The 15,807-nt window shown below is 47.9% G+C and carries 11 protein-coding genes; 2 read left to right on the top strand and 9 right to left on the bottom strand.

Features of this window, described 5'->3' with window-relative positions; all coding sequences use genetic code 11:
• Positions 1-517 precede the first annotated feature (517 nt).
• From NQ534_RS12810 to NQ534_RS12795, 4 genes are all read right to left on the bottom strand, one after another.
• Positions 518-1,621 (bottom strand): glycoside hydrolase family 172 protein, encoded by a 1,104-nt coding sequence (locus NQ534_RS12810; RefSeq protein ID WP_006862955.1) that lies wholly within the window; start codon positions 1,619-1,621, stop codon positions 518-520.
• Entirely contained in the window at positions 1,618-2,424 is an 807-nt protein-coding gene (locus NQ534_RS12805; protein ID WP_050778342.1) for a carbohydrate ABC transporter permease, read from the bottom strand. Before NQ534_RS12805 ends, NQ534_RS12810 begins: the two co-directional genes overlap by 4 nt.
• Positions 2,425-2,477: 53 nt before the next feature.
• Positions 2,478-3,353, bottom strand: a complete 876-nt coding sequence (locus tag NQ534_RS12800) for a carbohydrate ABC transporter permease (RefSeq protein WP_006862957.1) — start codon at positions 3,351-3,353, stop codon at positions 2,478-2,480.
• A gap of 80 nt (positions 3,354-3,433) precedes the next feature.
• Entirely contained in the window at positions 3,434-4,654 is a 1,221-nt protein-coding gene (locus tag NQ534_RS12795; RefSeq protein WP_006862958.1) for an ABC transporter substrate-binding protein, read from the bottom strand.
• A gap of 211 nt (positions 4,655-4,865) precedes the next feature.
• Here NQ534_RS12795 and NQ534_RS12790 point away from each other — a divergent pair, with 211 nt between their 5' ends.
• Complete coding sequence (locus tag NQ534_RS12790) at positions 4,866-6,686, top strand: sensor histidine kinase (RefSeq protein ID WP_006862959.1); 1,821 nt, start codon at positions 4,866-4,868, stop codon at positions 6,684-6,686.
• A gap of 29 nt (positions 6,687-6,715) precedes the next feature.
• On the top strand, positions 6,716-8,317 hold the full coding sequence (locus tag NQ534_RS12785; RefSeq protein ID WP_050778338.1) for a response regulator: 1,602 nt from the start codon (positions 6,716-6,718) through the stop codon (positions 8,315-8,317).
• 12 nt (positions 8,318-8,329) lie between these two features.
• Here the strand turns inward: NQ534_RS12785 and NQ534_RS12780 are convergent, their stop codons facing one another.
• The 5 genes from NQ534_RS12780 to NQ534_RS12760 all read right to left on the bottom strand — a co-directional run bounded on the left by NQ534_RS12780 (position 8,330) and on the right by NQ534_RS12760 (position 15,753).
• A complete protein-coding gene (locus tag NQ534_RS12780; RefSeq protein ID WP_006862961.1) occupies positions 8,330-10,897 on the bottom strand; it encodes a PEP/pyruvate-binding domain-containing protein in 2,568 nt (855 codons plus the stop codon).
• 88 nt (positions 10,898-10,985) lie between these two features.
• Positions 10,986-11,171 carry a hypothetical protein gene (locus NQ534_RS12775; RefSeq protein WP_143115793.1) on the bottom strand — a complete coding sequence of 62 codons (186 nt, stop codon included), beginning with the start codon at positions 11,169-11,171 and terminating at the stop codon, positions 10,986-10,988.
• Between the two features lie 256 nt (positions 11,172-11,427).
• On the bottom strand, positions 11,428-13,284 hold the full coding sequence (locus tag NQ534_RS12770) for a transglutaminase domain-containing protein (RefSeq protein WP_040784128.1): 1,857 nt from the start codon (positions 13,282-13,284) through the stop codon (positions 11,428-11,430).
• A gap of 17 nt (positions 13,285-13,301) precedes the next feature.
• Positions 13,302-13,739, bottom strand: a complete 438-nt coding sequence (locus NQ534_RS12765; RefSeq protein ID WP_040784131.1) for a GatB/YqeY domain-containing protein — start codon at positions 13,737-13,739, stop codon at positions 13,302-13,304.
• Between the two features lie 214 nt (positions 13,740-13,953).
• Entirely contained in the window at positions 13,954-15,753 is a 1,800-nt protein-coding gene (locus tag NQ534_RS12760; protein WP_143115794.1) for a glycoside hydrolase family 2 protein, read from the bottom strand.
• Positions 15,754-15,807: the final 54 nt, after the last annotated feature.

Below are 15,807 nucleotides of genomic sequence, written 5' to 3'. Positions count from 1 at the left end.
ACATGCGGAATCGAGGTGCATGGCTTGTATAAAATTAAAAAACTGCCCTGGCAAGTTTAATTGCCAAAGGCAGCTTTTTTGAGCAATCACGTTTCATTCAAAACAGGGCATTTGTATTGTTTATTGAAATTCTTTTCAGCATATGTTACAATTCCACTGTTACCGCCTCCGATACCAGGTACGGGAGGGAGGTGCTTTGCATGGAGTTTGCTTTATCTTTTATTATTGCCGTTACGGCTGGCGTAGTTTGCCACTATGTCATCAAATGGTTAGACGGCGATAAATAGTCGGTAACTAGCCTATGGTCTAAGCCGCCATTGAAAAGGAATAGAAAATCCTCCGGATAGCCGTCCGGGGGATTTTCGTCTGTCACTCTGCATGGAGTAACGCTTTATCTTTTTGCCTGCTGGCATTATAGCATATACCGTTTTAAAATGCAATATTCCTCAAATATCTTTTTTCACATTTTTAACCCCATTTTGGATCTTCCCGCGAAGGGCAGTTTTTTTCCATAATTCTACCGCGGCCACCGCTCTTCTTTCGGCGGCAGCTTTGGAAACGGATTATGCGGCTCTGACTGATACCAGTATGCCACGCTCGACACATCATCCTGGCGCTCAAAAAGCCCTTTATGGCACACACCAATCTGCTGGATGGTAACTTTGATATCCTCATCAAACAAAACAGGGTCCATGATATGCCAGCGGTAAAAGCCGCGTTCCGTCGGCTTATCATTCATGTGATATTGATTAAACACCGTGTTATCCTCGCGTGAGAAATACGGATACCCCATAAAAGGCGTATTATATGTATGCTCCACCGTCACACCATTTTCCACAGAAGCAAAGCTCCAGGACCCCCCGAAGTAATCCTCTGTTCCGGTTCCGCAGATGGTAGGATACTGTTCATCACCATCCAGATAAATTTTCAGTTCTCCTTCTCCCCACCAATAGCGTTCCAGCGTAGCAAGCGCCATATAGGTTCCCACATAATGTCCCTTTCCCTTCACGCCATCCAGAATCGTGTAGTCCTTTCGAAGCTCCGTGATTTTTTCCCGGCGCCACTGTGCATGAAAATATGCGATATCCTCCGGCAATTCTTCATATAATGTATAATCTATCTGATAAAAGAATGCCCCCAGCTCCGCTTCATGCTGGTTTTCAATCGTGATCCGCGCTTTTTTCCGGAAAGGCATCGGGAAATAGCTGTTAAATCCCCTCGCCGGATTCACCACAACCAGCATGGAATTAACTATGCAGTCCCGACCGAAGCCGCAGCAGAAAAAATCTCCCAGCGGGCTCTCCACCGACGGCTCCTCTTCATCATCCCAGTACATCCGCAAGACTAAATCCCGCAAAACAAAATAATCGCTGTCCGTCCGGTCCGCTACTGTAATCCAGATATGCTGGATTACGCCGCAGCCCTCTATTTCCGCCAGCACTCTCGTCTCTCCCGGTTTTACCCCGCGCATACACGGTGAGCCTTTGCGTCCCGGTCCCAGATGGCTTGCCGCCATTCCGCCCTTTCCCTTTTCTCCGGTGGGATTTTCCTGATTAATCGCCCTGCTCTGTCCCTTCTTCTGAAACATCAGTGTACTCATATTATTGATAAAATCATTCATGCCTTTACTCCTCCCGCCATAATACCTTCCATAATCTGTTTTTCGAAAACTGCCACAAAAATAATAATCGGCAGCAAAATAATCCAGCCCATAGCGCTGACCAGGTCCCACGGAACCGCATACATATTATTGCGCAGCGGAAGCTGTACAATGGATACCGACAGCACCTGAATATTATTCGCAAAAAACAGCGGTGTAAAAAAGTTATTCAGACACGTAATAAAATTGATAATACAAACGGTCGCTATCGCCGGTTTCATCAACGGAATTATAACATAAAATACCCTCTGCAGTAAAGTCGCCCCGTCTATAGCGGCCGCCTCCTCCAGCGCCTCCGGGATTTCCCCGACAAAATTGCGGAGAATCAGCACAGTAAAGGGGATGACCGCGCTGATATACAGGATAATCAGCCCCGGATATGTATCGTACAGCTTTACCTCCTGCATAAACGTATATAAAGGACGCGCAAGTACAATATCCGGTATCAGCATCGTTGCGATTATAAAGCCAAAAGCCAGGGAAACCGTTCTGGATTTAAATCTGGAGAATGCATACGCCGCCAGTACACACAGAACGGTACTTACCAGAATCGTCAGTCCCACGATAATAACCGTATTTCCCACCTTTTCCAGCAAACCTACATTCTCAATCAGATATTTGTAATTTTCCAGCGTCGGATGGTCCGGCAGATAATCTATCGGCGATTGAAACAGCTCCGCAGATGGTGTGATGGACGAAATAAATATCCAGTACAGCGGAAGAAGAATGATAAATGACACCACAAAAATCAGCAGCCCCCTCATCACTGTACCAAATACCTTTTTATAAACAAGCTCCTTATTCACAGCGTCTCCTCCTAACTCTCCATTTTACTAACCAGCTTCATATTCAGCGCGCTGAATATCAGCATAACAATCAACAGCATTATCGCGAGAGCCGATGCATACCCGATATTCAGGTTCGTAAAGGCTTCTGTTGTGATCCGGTAAGCAATCAGCGCCGTATCCTCGCCCGGTCCTCCCGAAGTCATGGCATACACAAGGTCGAACATAGTAAGACGCCACATAGTAAACGGAATGCAAAGCGTCACGACATTCTTTAAAATCAGCGGCAATGTAATCTTAAAAAAGCTCTGCACCTTTGTCGCTCCATCCACCCTGGCCGCCTCATATATCTCTCCGGAAATAAACTGCATTCCGGAAAGAACCAGAATAGCAAAATAAGGGAGGTCCTTCCATAAATCTACCAGAATAACCGCGATTCTTGCCGTATCCGTATTGACAAGCCAGCTCAGGGAAAAGTCATCCACGAACCGCCGGATGAGGTCATTAATCAGTCCATATTTATCATTAAACGCCCACTTCGCCGCCATACCAATTACGACCGTAGGCATTGCCCAGGGAATCAGGACGATTGTCCGTAAAAAGCGCTGCAGCTTCGTCTTCATATTCAGAATCAGTGCAAGCCCGACTCCGAACACAACATGTCCAATCATCGATACAACCACAAAAATCAATGTAAATTCAATGGAAGTAATTACTTTTTTATCACTGAATGCGTGAATATAATTTCCAAGTCCTGCAAATTCATTGACTCCCTTCAGAATCTTAATATCATAAAAGCTGTTTCTCAGCGTGCTGAGAAACGGATAGATTGTGGTAAATCCCCGGATTAATAACACCGGCAGTATAAAAATCCAGGCAATCCACATTTTTTGTTTTTTTGCTCCCATAGCTCCTCCATTCTCCGCAGGACGCGGTTTTTACGAAAAGGACTGCCGCCTGAACCTTTGCGGCAGTCCTTTAAAATCCGTTACTGATTTGCCTCTACAGCCTCCTGCGCCTGTGCACAGAAATCATCAAGTGAAATGTCTCCCTGCACATACTGCTGGAACAGCGTTCCCATTTCGGAAATAAACTCCATTGTCTGCGGAAGCATCGGACGTCCATGCACCTCAAGCTCCTCCGCATATGTTGCATACATCGCTTTCACATCATTATCTTCCGGAACTACCTTCTCCGCCACATCGCTTCTTGCCGGATAACGGTCAAAGCAATTATAAATAGCTGCTTCCCCGTCTTCACTTGCAATCCACTTCAGGAAGGTATATGCCGCCTCTTTATTTTCAGATGCACTGTTCAGCACGTAACTCCAGGAATCTGTAAAAATGCTGCCCTTCTCAAAAGTAGGAACCTTGTACATATGAATCTTGTCATCACCCTTCATGCCAGCGTCTGCATACTCACTTCCGGTTCCCCAGTAAAACACTACTCCGTAATCACCGTCAATAAACTTCTGGTTCATCTGCTCGTACTTATCCGCAAGCTGGTCCAGGCTTGTCCAGCCGTTGTCTACCATTTCCTTCATAAATTCCAGCGCCTTCCGGTTGCCCTCGTTTGACCAGTCATAATAATCTCCGCCAAACATGTTGACAAACTGAGCGATTTCATTGAAAACGTATGTTTTCTCCCAGGAGCCGCCGTAGCCATAACGCCCTTCTTTTTCGGATGCTGCTGCCAGAAATGCTTTAAAGTCATCCAGTGTATCAATGGATTCGATTCCCACTTCATCCATGATTTCCTGGTTTACCCACATGGACAGATATCCGCAGTAGCCCGGTACACCCACAATCTGACCATCCGCTGAAGTAATCATATCTTCAATGTAGCCGACAGCAAAATTATCCAGAATATCCTCTGTCATTACTGTGTCATTCAGCCCTTCCAGCCAGCCTGTGTTTTTAAAAGCGGTTGACATTTCATCGTTAATCTGAATAACATCGACAGAGGTATCTCCCGTTGACAGAATCGTCGTAATTTTCTGCTGACGGGTATCCGTATCCGTCGGTGCCGCTATTACATTAATATTCAGCCCGGTAGCCTCCTCTGCTGCCGCCAGCCAGGTATCAAAATCCGGATCTGTCGTCTCGATGGAATAGACCGTCAAATCATACTCTTCCGATGCCTGCGCCGGTATAAGCGTCCCGCACACCACCGATGCCATCAATACCGCTCCAATCATTTTTTTCTTCATAAAGATAACCCTCCTTTTTTTGTTGCGCCCCTGCGCTTTCTGTTGTTTCTAAGGATACAGAAAAACAGGGCAAATTGAAATATATTATTTTTTCAATGCTTTATAAGATTTTTTATTTTTGGATATTTTGTTGTATTTTTCTTTCGTTTATTTTAAAATAATATCGCTTTTAACTGTTATTTTTTTCGATTCCGGGAGGAGATATATCATTATGTCCAAAAAGCTTTTTCACATTAAAAGTAAGCTGTCCCATTGTCTGATTCGCAACAGTTTTCCGCAAAAGCTGGCCTGCGCTTTCCTGGTGGCTACTATCGTACCGCTCTTTCTGATTAGCGTTATTTTCTACCGGATTAACACGGAAAACTCCTATGACAAGGTAATGAATGCTACCGCGCTTACCAACCGGCAGCTTGTAGACCAGATTGAATCCCGTTTTACCCAGATGAACCAGGTGGCCGCCACACTCCGCTCGTATATGTATACATATCCCAAAAAGGAAGGCTCCATCAGCGCAGAACAGCTTCAGACCTTCTATACTCTGCGCACAAATATCCAGACCCTGGTTTCTGCCTTCGACTTTGGATACATCTGTATTTTTCTGGATTCTGATTATATTTTTACAAACGAGGGATTAATGTTCTACAGCCTGGATTCTCTCTCTGATTTTGGTTTGTCCGCGCAGGAGCTGCTGGAGAGCAATGCAGATTCTGTCTGGCTTTTTGTGGAAGACCAGTCTTATCCCTTTATGCTGAGTAAAAAATATGTATCCTTTGACGCTATTAATTGTATTCATATGCTGCGCGACGGACTGGACAATACACTGCGCTATGTTTTTTTCATCAGTATCAATGCCGATGAATTTACCGAGCTTCTGTCCACCTTCTATGCCGATTCCGGAATTACCGGATATCTGCTCGACAACAGTCAGCAGCTTGTTGCTTTTTCCGGTACAGAAGAAACAAAAACACTTGTCTGCAATCTTTTTTCAGACAGACCGGAGCTGCTCGCCACAGATTTCTCCAGCCAGCCGGATGCCCTGTACTATATCAACGCCCTCAGCAACGGCTGGACCTATGTGACAAGAGTATCGCAGGATTATCTGAGAGCCAGTGCCTCTACATATGTAGGCAGTTTTCTTCTGATTCTCGCCCTGATTGTTCCCTGCATGGTCGTCTTTATCATTTTTCTGGCAAACAATTTTACAAAACGGATTACTCTGCTGTCCAATTCGGCAAAACAGGTGAATTTCAGCGAAAATCAGTTTCATGGTTCCTTTATTGAATACGTAAAAGATAAGCCCGAAAAAAATTATGATGAAGTGGACAAGCTTGCCATCACTTATAACCGGATGATGGAAACACTGCAGGAAAATATTGATTCAATTACCGCCCTAAGAGCACAGGAGGAATCCTTAAAATATCAGCTTCTGCAGTCTCTCATCAATCCTCATTTTCTTTATAATATTCTGGACTCGATTATTGTCTGCAACAATATGGGGAAGCCGGAGCTTGCAAATAAGCTTATCACAAACCTCACCCGTTTTTACCGCATGACACTGCGTAAATCCAACGAGCTGATCACAATCCGGGATGAACTTGAAATCGCCCAGTTATATATGGAGCTTGAATCTATCTGCCGGGGTGGAAATTTTACATGGAGCATTGAGACGGATGAAGCGATTGAGAATTTTATGATTTGCAAATTCACCCTGCAGCCTTTCATCGAAAACAGCATCCATCACGGTATGCAGGGAAGCAGTCAGAAGCTGCACATTCAAATCGAAATACGTTATGGCGATGATACCATCCTCATTTTTATCCGCGATAACGGAAACGGAATTCCTCCCGAAAAGCTTGCAGAGCTGCAGGAATCTCTGCGTACACGTATTGTGGATACCAGCCGTCATTTTGGCATCTGCAACGTCAACGCCCGGATTTCCAGTGAGCTTTTCGGGCATGGATTCATCGAAATTGACAGCAAATATCAAGTGGGAACAACCGTAAAAATTGAGTTTCAGCAGATATTGCCCTGAAAGTCTTCCGGGCAGAAAGGATGTTATATATGAATATGAATGTTTTATTAGTCGATGATAATTATATCTGTGTGGAAGGTATTCTGCACGCCATTTCCTGGGAAGGTCTGGGAATCTCCTCTGTACACGCAGTATACGACGGCGTTTCTGCACTGGATTATCTTAAAAGTCATCCTGTGCATATTCTGATTTCCGATATTTCCATGCCGGGTATGAGCGGGCTTGCGCTTTCCGAAAAAGCGCTCGCCCTTAATCCCTCTATTAAAATTATTTTAATCAGCGCCTACGATGAATTTGAATACGCCAGACAGGCTGTGCGTCTGGGTGCCTTCGACTATATCGAAAAGCCCATCAATTACAGTTATCTCACAGAGATTCTTGAAAAGGTAATCGCTGAAATCAGGATGGAAGCGAAAAATCTGGAAATTCTGAAAAAGAGCCGTCCCGCTATGGCGGAGCAGTTTTTCCGTTCCCTGATTCAGCAGGGGAACCGGGAATCCTCGCAGATTCTGGAGCTATATGCGCAGTACCTTGATTTAAAGCTGAACTGCCGTTATTATATTGTTCTGCATATTTCTGCCGCAGATTCCGATCTTCTGAAACAGAAGCTCGGTATTGAAGAATACTGTGTGCGCTCTATGAATCTGGAGCATTCTGTCCGCAAAATCTGCAGTACCTTTTCTTTCCACTATGTTCTGAAGGATCTGACCAATTTTATCTGTATTATTGGCGAAAATATTGCATCCACGCATAAATTCCGTGAGCTGATACAGTCCCGCTTTCAGAAAGTGGCAGAGCATTTTTCCAGTCGTTATGGGCTTGTCATCGGACTTGGCAATATTACTGACAGCATCTGGGAGCTGAATTCCTCCTATGCAAGCGCCCAGAAAGCACTGGAGTACCGTTTTTTCTTTCCGGAACAGACTTTCCTGGAGGCAGACGCTATTTCCCGGTACGGCAGTAAAGTTCTGCCCGTCGGGGACATATCCGAAGAGAATCTGATTCAATGTATATGTAAAAAAGACATGGATGGCATCACCGACTGGATTCATGCCTTTATCCATTCTTTTCCCGGAAACTGTGATTCCAAAATTGTTGTTTATTCCCAATTATACACGGTTGTTGCCCGGTTATTGAAATTTTGCTATGAATTAAATATCATGACTCCTGCATTTGAAAAGGAAATCACTTTTATTTTTACCAATCCGGATTATTTTAAAACGATTGCCATGATTTCCGACTGGCTTCTTAATACATGCCAGACAATTTGCCAGAAGCTTTCGGAATCTGTATCAAAATACCACGAAAGCCTGTGCGAGACTGCCGTAAAATATATCACAAAAAATTACAGCAACAGCGACCTGAGCCTGAATGAAATAGCCGAGCATCTTCAGATTTCCCCGGCGTACCTCAGTACGCTGTTCAAGCGGTGCCGGAACCAGAATATCAGTACCTTCCTTACAGATACCCGCATCGACGCCGCCTGCCAGCTTCTGCTGAATACCTCTCTGTCCCTGAAGGTTATCAGTACCCAGGTAGGCTATTCGAATCAATACTATTTCAGCTCCTGCTTCAAGAAAAAAACAGGAAAAACGCCCAGCGCCTACCGTGAAGAGTATCAAAAGCAATGAATACCCACAGCTTTACTCCGTCGCCTGCCGTTTCATGCACACCAGCCGCTGACTGACGGTATCGGAGTACAGCTCCAGTCCGTCCGTTTTCGCGACATGGATGACATTGGCGTAAGCGGTTTCCACAAATTCCCCGATGCAGTTTTCCCGCTCCAGCACATAGGCTTCATTGAAAATGACGTCCGTGTCCTTCTCGAAAATGGCGGCATAGAAGACGCCGGATTCCACAAGGTCCTGGAAGAAATGGCTGCCGTAGGACAGCTCCGGCATCAGACCGCCCTCCTGGTACGCCACCTCACAGATAGCGCTCATATGACAGATTTCCGTAAAATGCACCGGCACGCCCAGCGAGGTGGTGGAAGTGCCCCAGCGTCCCGGTCCCGCCAGCAGCACATGCTCTTCCTTCAGAATCTGGTTCAGCTTGCCGATGACGCGCGCCACCGTGTAGCGCTCCTGCTCCGGCAGCGCCAGGTACGCCTTCGCTTTCACAAAAATCACATACTGAACCGGAATGCGCACGTTGCCACCCATGAAATTGCCGTGTGTGGAAAAGAAACAATCTGTCTTTTCAGTAATCTCCGGTATCTCTACCGTCTTGCCAAGTCCCCGCGTCTGCAGCGGACGGCACTGCAGCAGATTGATTTTATAATTTCCATCTTTATCAAAATTCGCTGCAAACTCAATATCTACCGGATAATTATAAACCTCCGACAGCCTTTTGAGAATCTGCCGCATATTCTCCGGGAAATCCGTATATTTCAGCAGCCGGTTGAAATTTAATATGTAAAGATTCCGCGTCTTTCTGCCCATTTCCTGCAGCCAGCGCATGGTGTCAAAATCCAGCGACGAAAACAGATTTTTATTCGTCTTAATATCCATCGCAAGAATCTCGTCCACATCCTTGTGCGTCCACTCGTTCGTGCCGGTGTCCAGCAGATCCACATAATGCTGTGAGAACTTCCGCTCGTCGCCGTAAGAAATCAGCGGCGGACGTCCGGGGTCGTCCAGGCACACAATACGCGGATAATCTCCCTCAATGCGGTCCACCGCCCGCGTGCCGAGCCCGAACACCAGCCGTATCATGCCAGCATCCATATCAATGGACGGGTCCCAGACATATAAATTCGAAGAATTTCCCACGCCCGCCACATGCGGGAAAAAATATTTTCCGTAATAATCGCCGGACACGCGCTGAATCAGCAGCGCCATCTGTTCATCCTTATCCCACAACCCGCGGTTCATACGGTAATTCAGAGCGTCCTCGTTCATCGTGCTCGCATAGACCTGCTTAACCGCCTGCTCAAACGCCTCGTAGCGCTCCTCCAGGGTTCCCTGGTTTACACAGAACACGCTGTCATACTTGCCGGCGAAGGCATTGCCGAAATTGTCCTCCTGCAGGGAGCTGGAGCGCACGATAATCGGGGACTGCCCGAAATGCTCCAGCATCGCCTTAAATTTTTCCACCAGATACTCCGGAAAGGTCCCTTTTCGCATCTTCTCCTGCAGCGGCTTTGCGTACTCATAATAGCCCTCTCTGGATTTCTGCAGCGTGCGCAGCCTCCAGCAGTCGTTGTGAACGATATAAGTATAGAATACGTCGGCGCCCATGTAAAAAGAATCATGCACCTCCAGAAGCCGCGAAAAATTGTGCTCCCTGTCCTTCTCCAGAATTTTGCGCGCCAGAAACATGCCGACCGCCTTGCCGCCGATGCGTCCGGTGCCCAGCTCCCGTGATTTGATATCCAGCAGGTCGCGCAGAGAGAGATATTCCCGGCACAGGCCCACGATTGGATTATCTTCCCCGATAAGCAGCCGCAGAAGCAGCTCTTTTGCCGTATTCTGCTCCTCCACCGAGCCGGACAGCTTCATGGAAGCCTCCTGGAACACCACATCCCAGTAATCCGTGCGGTTGCGGTCCAGACTGAAATGCGAAAACAGCGCCGCCGTCTCAGAGCTTGACGTAATGGTCTTTGCCGTGTCCCCCAAAATCAGATGCGGCAGAAACATCGTATCCGATTTGCGCTGCCAGACCTTTAAGGGATGCAGGTAATAATTGCCGCCCACGTTGTACAAATCCAGAAGCACCTGCGTCGTATCGCGGATGCGCGAAATGGTATGCTCCGTGTGTGAATCGCGGATAAGCGCAAAATAAGCCACTGTGTTCAGTTCATACAGATACGGGCATGTCACACGGAAAAAGTTTCCAATCATCAGATCCGAATACCAGTATTTCACAAGGTCCGTCAGACAGTCAAAAATGTAAAACGCATCCACGCCGATTTCCTTAATAATATGATGCACCTTCATAGCAAAATGCTCGAAGCCAAGCTCCGCATGAATCGTGTGCACCTGCACGCCCTCCGCCTCCTGAATGACCGGCTCGTGCGCCCCAAAGCGCATATAGTGAATTTCACGCCCGTCCGCCTGCGCCTGCTTCAGATACTGCGCCACCACGCGGCAGTAATCCGACACCGCGTCCACCTGCCACACCACGTTATCGCCCATGCGCAGCATGTCGATTACCTCATCCATTCCCTTATTCCCCGTACTCACCCGGTCTGCCTCTGTGTAAATTCTCATAAAAATCCCCCGTTCCTTTTATTTATGTGTATCCGGCTGGCGGAAGAGCGGGCTATACTGCAGTATCTGCAATTTGCCCGGACTGCTTTTAAGGAATCCATTGCCATGCTTCTGCAAGCAGACGATAGGCCGATTTTGCAGGCTTTGCGAGCATAGCGGCAGCAATTTTGTCCGACCAGTTTTCATGAAGGCAAAATTGCTGCCAATAGGCGGCGCAGCAAAGGCAAAAAATCAACGTGTCTGCTGCGGAAGATATGGCAATCGGTTCCGTCAAAAAGCATTCCGGGCAAATTAATGACAATTTATTTCTGCCCGCTCTTCTGCCGCCGGATTTTAAACGCAAAAAGGACCGCGCAAATCTCCTTTGATTTGCCTGGTCCTTTGCATATTCCGTTTATTTCCGCGAACAATGATCCAAATGCCGTGCCTGCGACGCCCTGCAAGGGCCGGTCCTTCAATGCACAAGCATTTAAAGAATGCCGCGAGAATCAGATACCCCGTTGCCTGCAGCGAAGTATTTGATTTTTCCATTACTTTACAATTACCGTACAGGTTACTGTTTTCCCGCCAACCTTTACTTTTATTTTTGTTTTTCCGGCTTTTACCCCGGTGATGACGCCCTTCGCATTTACCTTTGCAATTTTGCTGTTAGAAGAGCTGTACTGTACCTTTTCCTGGCAGGTAACCGGTTTTATCACCGGTGAAAGCTGTATTTTCTGCTTCTTTTTTAATGTAATCTTTGTGGCAGCCAGTTTTACGGATTTCGCCGCTACTTTCCCCGCCTGCACCTTCACGTTGATGGTTGCCGTTTTACCGCTTTTCAGCGTCACGGTAATTTTGGTCCTGCCGGTTTTATTTCCGGCGGTAATAGTGCAGGTGCCGTCTGCCCTGCCGGAAACCTTCGCAATTTTTCTGTCGCCGGATTTCCACGATTTCACAGAATCACCGTTGGCAAAAGTAACCCGGCACGCGGTCGTCTTCTGCTTTTTCTGCAGCAGCAGCGTGGACGCCGACACGCGTATCTTTGCCGTCAGCTTCGTTCCCTTATCCTGTACCTTCACTGCGCCGCATACGCTGCAGACAGCCGTCTGCTTCTCCGGCGCAAATACCGTCGCATTTGCCGTTGTCTTCCATGTGCCCCAGGAATGCCCCTTCGCGGCAACCGTTTTCTGCTCTGTCACAACCGTCCCGCAGACCGTACATTTCTGCCCGTCCGTCAGACCCGTATTCAGACAGTCCGCGGCTCTTCCCGGAATGGTCTGCAATGTGTGACCTTCAGCCGGTATCAGACAGGTATACCTGCTCATTTCCTCCGCGCATATCTGGCAATATGTTACATTTTCATAGGAACCGGGCAGCGTACAGGAAGCCGCCTTTACATTTTCCTGCACCGTGCTTCCCGCCTCATGCGTACATTTCTCCGGAAAGTCGGACGCCGCCATCGGGTAGCTGCCGTAAAATTCCGCCGTCTGATAGTTTTCCCCACGCGTATGTCCGCTGAAATTATCTGCTTTCAGAAAATAAAGCCAGGGATCGCGCCCTGCGTCCCAGGTGGCATCCAGATTATAATACTGCGAGCCCAGCTTTACAATATTCCAGCCATGCGCAGTGCCGCCGCCATAGCCGGAAATCACACGCGCATCTATGCCGCTCTCCAGCGCCAGCCGGTAAAAGAGCACCGCGTACCCCTGGCAGACAGCTGTTTTATCCGCCAGCGCCGCATATGCCGTGTGCTTCAGCTTATAATTTTCATTTCCTGCATTTGCAGAATCATATGTTACATTGCTGCAGATATAATCATAAATCGCCCGCACCTTCTCGTAACTGGATTTTGATGCGTCCCGCAGTCCAAGCGTTCCGATAAGCGCATTGACCGCATTTGTCACATACTGTTCCTGCGCCGCGTCCGTATAGTACGTCAGCGTATAAGTGAGTGTCAGATATTTTACCCCTCCGGCAGTATAGCCGCCCAGCGTACCTCTCCAGCCCGCGTACTGCCACTTCAGATAGTCGCCCTCCGTCGGATTGCCCGTGTGCGCCATCGCCGCCTCCGCAATCCGGCGCAGCATACCGTCCGTATCCGCCGTTGTCTCCACCAGGACAACAATCTCTTCCTCGCGCTGCTTCATCTGCCCGCGGAAGCTCTCTGCCGCCGCTGCTTCCGAAACATAACCGCCATATTCCGCCAGAGGAGCGGGCGCATACGGATTCCGGAAAACCAGCCTGCTTTCACTGACTGTGTCCCGGTATATTGGGTTTACATAATTTTCTGTTATCGTCGGAATCTGCGTATATCTGCTGCTCTCCGATGCCCCTGCGCCCGCCGGCAGGAGCACCAGCGCAAGCATCCATACCAGCGCCGCCAGATATCTGATTTTCTTATTCACAATTTTCTCCAAAGATGTTACTTACAAAGCTCCGCCACAACCTGGTTAATCACCTTGCCGTCTGCTTTTCCCTTCAGCTCCGCCATGACAGTTTTCATGATCATACTCTTGTTTTTCGTGGCAAGCAGCTCCGCATACTTCTCCTGCAGCAGCGCCTTTACCTCCTCCGCCGAAAGCAGCTTCGGCGCATAGGAAGAAATCACATCGTAGCGGAACTGGTACTCCGCCTTCAGCTCTGTCCGCTCCGCCGGACAGGTGTCAAGCTGCTCCTTCGCCGTTTTCATTTCCTTCAGAATTACCTGGTCCACCATCGTCTCCGGAATATCCTCCCGGCAACCCGCGTCGATGCCCGCCTTCTTCACCGCGGAAACCAGCGCAGAAATCGCCTCCTTGCGCGGCTTATCCTTCGCCTTCATCGCCGCAATCATATCCTTCTGTAATGTCGCCAATTCCATTTTCATACACCTCTTTCAAATATTACTGATATTATTTTACTACATCAAAAGTGATTTTGCAACGCCCGGTTATTTTCGCATGTGCAGAAACCCGCAAAAAAGCAGTATGTGCTGACCACATACCGCTTTCTCTTCCGCCTGTAAAGCGGACATCCGCGTTCCGTCATGCCGTCTGCCCACAAATGCAGACAGCATAGCGGATGACGCCCGTCTTTTACATATAAGACCTCCAGCAGCCTACCCTTCTTTCGTTGATTTCTTTAATCGCCGCCGGGTCTACTTTAAAGTTTCTTTCCATATCCATCAGACCGTTGATTTCCTGCTGCACATCCGACACCTGCGTATAGCAGAAGCCGCATATGTACGGAACCTCCTTCACCGCCGTGGTAATTTCATCAAATCTGCGGATAAACTCTTCCTGCGTATTCACCTTGTCGCCATAACCCCATCCGGCATCGTCGTTATTGAAAGCGATTCCGCCGTATTCGCTGATAATGACCGGCTGTCCCTTATAGGCATATCCGTTCGCAAAAGCAGATTTGCTGCCGCTGTGATATACTTCTGTTGTCATAATTTCTTCTTTGTAATCTGTATATCTTGCCTTAAAGATTTTTCCGGCTTCCTCATAGTCGTGCAGAGTAATGATATCGGAGACGGTATGCTCCCAGCCGTCATTCACAATCACCGGCCGGTACGGGTCCACGCTCTTTGTCAGATGATAAATCGCTTCTGTAAAATGCTGCTCTTCGCGCTTTGTCTCCACCTGGCTGATGCCCCAGGATTCATTAAACGGCGTCCACGTGATGATGCACGGATGATTATAATTCTGCTTTACGATCTCCATCCACTCTCTGGTAAACTCCTCCACCGCATAATCCGTAAAACAGAAGGTTGCCGGAGCCTCGCTCCACACCAGCATTCCTTTCACATCGCACCAGTACAGGAAACGCTCATCCTCTATCTTCTGATGCTTTCTCAGCCCGTTATAACCCAGCGCATGAATCTTGTCGATATCCTCAATCAGCGCCTCCTCATCCGGCGGTGTCATATTGGAATCCTTCCAGTAGCCCTGGTCGAGAATCAGCCGCTGATACAGCGGATGTCCGTTCAGCAGAATATTTGGTCCGTCGATGCGGATTTCTCTCATCGCGCAGTAGGAACCCGCCTTATCCAGCGCCTCATGTCCGCGCAGCAGCTCAAATTCCACATCGTAGAGATTCGGCTCCTCCGGAGACCAGGTGCGGATCGCCCATTCCAGCTTATGATTGTTTTTCAGAAACATATTGACTGTCGTTCTGACATGGCGGTCCATCACCGCCGTCAGGCTTCTGTTTATCAGCACGCCCTCATAGGAAACCGTCGCCGCCGCATAAAGGCTTCCATCCAGCATTTCTTCCGGAGCTGTCACATCGTATTCCAGCTCCAGGAGCCCTTCGGATAGCACCGGCGTCATCTTCACACGCTCAATGCGCACTCTGGAGACATATTCCGACCAGACCGTCTTCCAGATACCGGTAACGGGCACATACCAGCAGGCGAAATTTTTATCAATCCATCTCTGCTTTCCGCGCGGCTGCTGCATATCAAAATGATCCTCCACCCGGACTACCAGTTCATTGGCGCCGTCCTTTAAAAGAGACGTAATATTGAAAGTAAATCTTGCATAGCCGCCGGTGTGCTCCCCGGCAAACTGTCCGTTCACCCATACCTTTGTGATATAATCGCTTCCCTCAAAATGAAGCAGGTAATCCTCCTTCTCCAGCCGGGCAGCGTCCGCCTGCAATTCTCTTTTATACCATACAAAATCGTGACGGGTCTCGTCATGGATACCGCTCATTTTCGTTTCGAAGGTAAACGGAACCCGGATCTCTCTGTCCCCGTGAAAACCTGCGTACCATTTTTCTTTTTCACCGACATTTTCATCATCAAAGCGAAACTCCCAGGTACCGTTTAAATTTTCCCAGTTACTTCTTACAAACTGTGGTCTTGGATAATCTTTTACGTAACATTTCATTGTGTGTTTATCCTCCATCAACTTATTTCGTATTTCTTATTCTCCGCGCTTCTT

Source organism: Marvinbryantia formatexigens DSM 14469, from assembly GCF_025148285.1.
Lineage (GTDB): Bacteria > Bacillota > Clostridia > Lachnospirales > Lachnospiraceae > Marvinbryantia > Marvinbryantia formatexigens.
This window is presented reverse-complemented; position numbering and strand designations above follow the sequence as displayed.

Coding starts and splice junctions, on each gene's coding strand:
- NQ534_RS12795 (WP_006862958.1), bottom strand. CDS start 4,654: ATGAAGAAAAAAATGATTGGAGCGGTATTGATGGCATCGGTGGTGTGC.
- NQ534_RS12805 (WP_050778342.1), bottom strand. CDS start 2,424: ATGAGGGGGCTGCTGATTTTTGTGGTGTCATTTATCATTCTTCTTCCG.
- NQ534_RS12785 (WP_050778338.1), top strand. CDS start 6,716: ATGAATATGAATGTTTTATTAGTCGATGATAATTATATCTGTGTGGAA.
- NQ534_RS12800 (WP_006862957.1), bottom strand. CDS start 3,353: ATGGGAGCAAAAAAACAAAAAATGTGGATTGCCTGGATTTTTATACTG.
- NQ534_RS12765 (WP_040784131.1), bottom strand. CDS start 13,739: ATGGAATTGGCGACATTACAGAAGGATATGATTGCGGCGATGAAGGCG.
- NQ534_RS12780 (WP_006862961.1), bottom strand. CDS start 10,897: ATGAGAATTTACACAGAGGCAGACCGGGTGAGTACGGGGAATAAGGGA.
- NQ534_RS12760 (WP_143115794.1), bottom strand. CDS start 15,753: ATGAAATGTTACGTAAAAGATTATCCAAGACCACAGTTTGTAAGAAGT.
- NQ534_RS12790 (WP_006862959.1), top strand. CDS start 4,866: ATGTCCAAAAAGCTTTTTCACATTAAAAGTAAGCTGTCCCATTGTCTG.
- NQ534_RS12810 (WP_006862955.1), bottom strand. CDS start 1,621: ATGAATGATTTTATCAATAATATGAGTACACTGATGTTTCAGAAGAAG.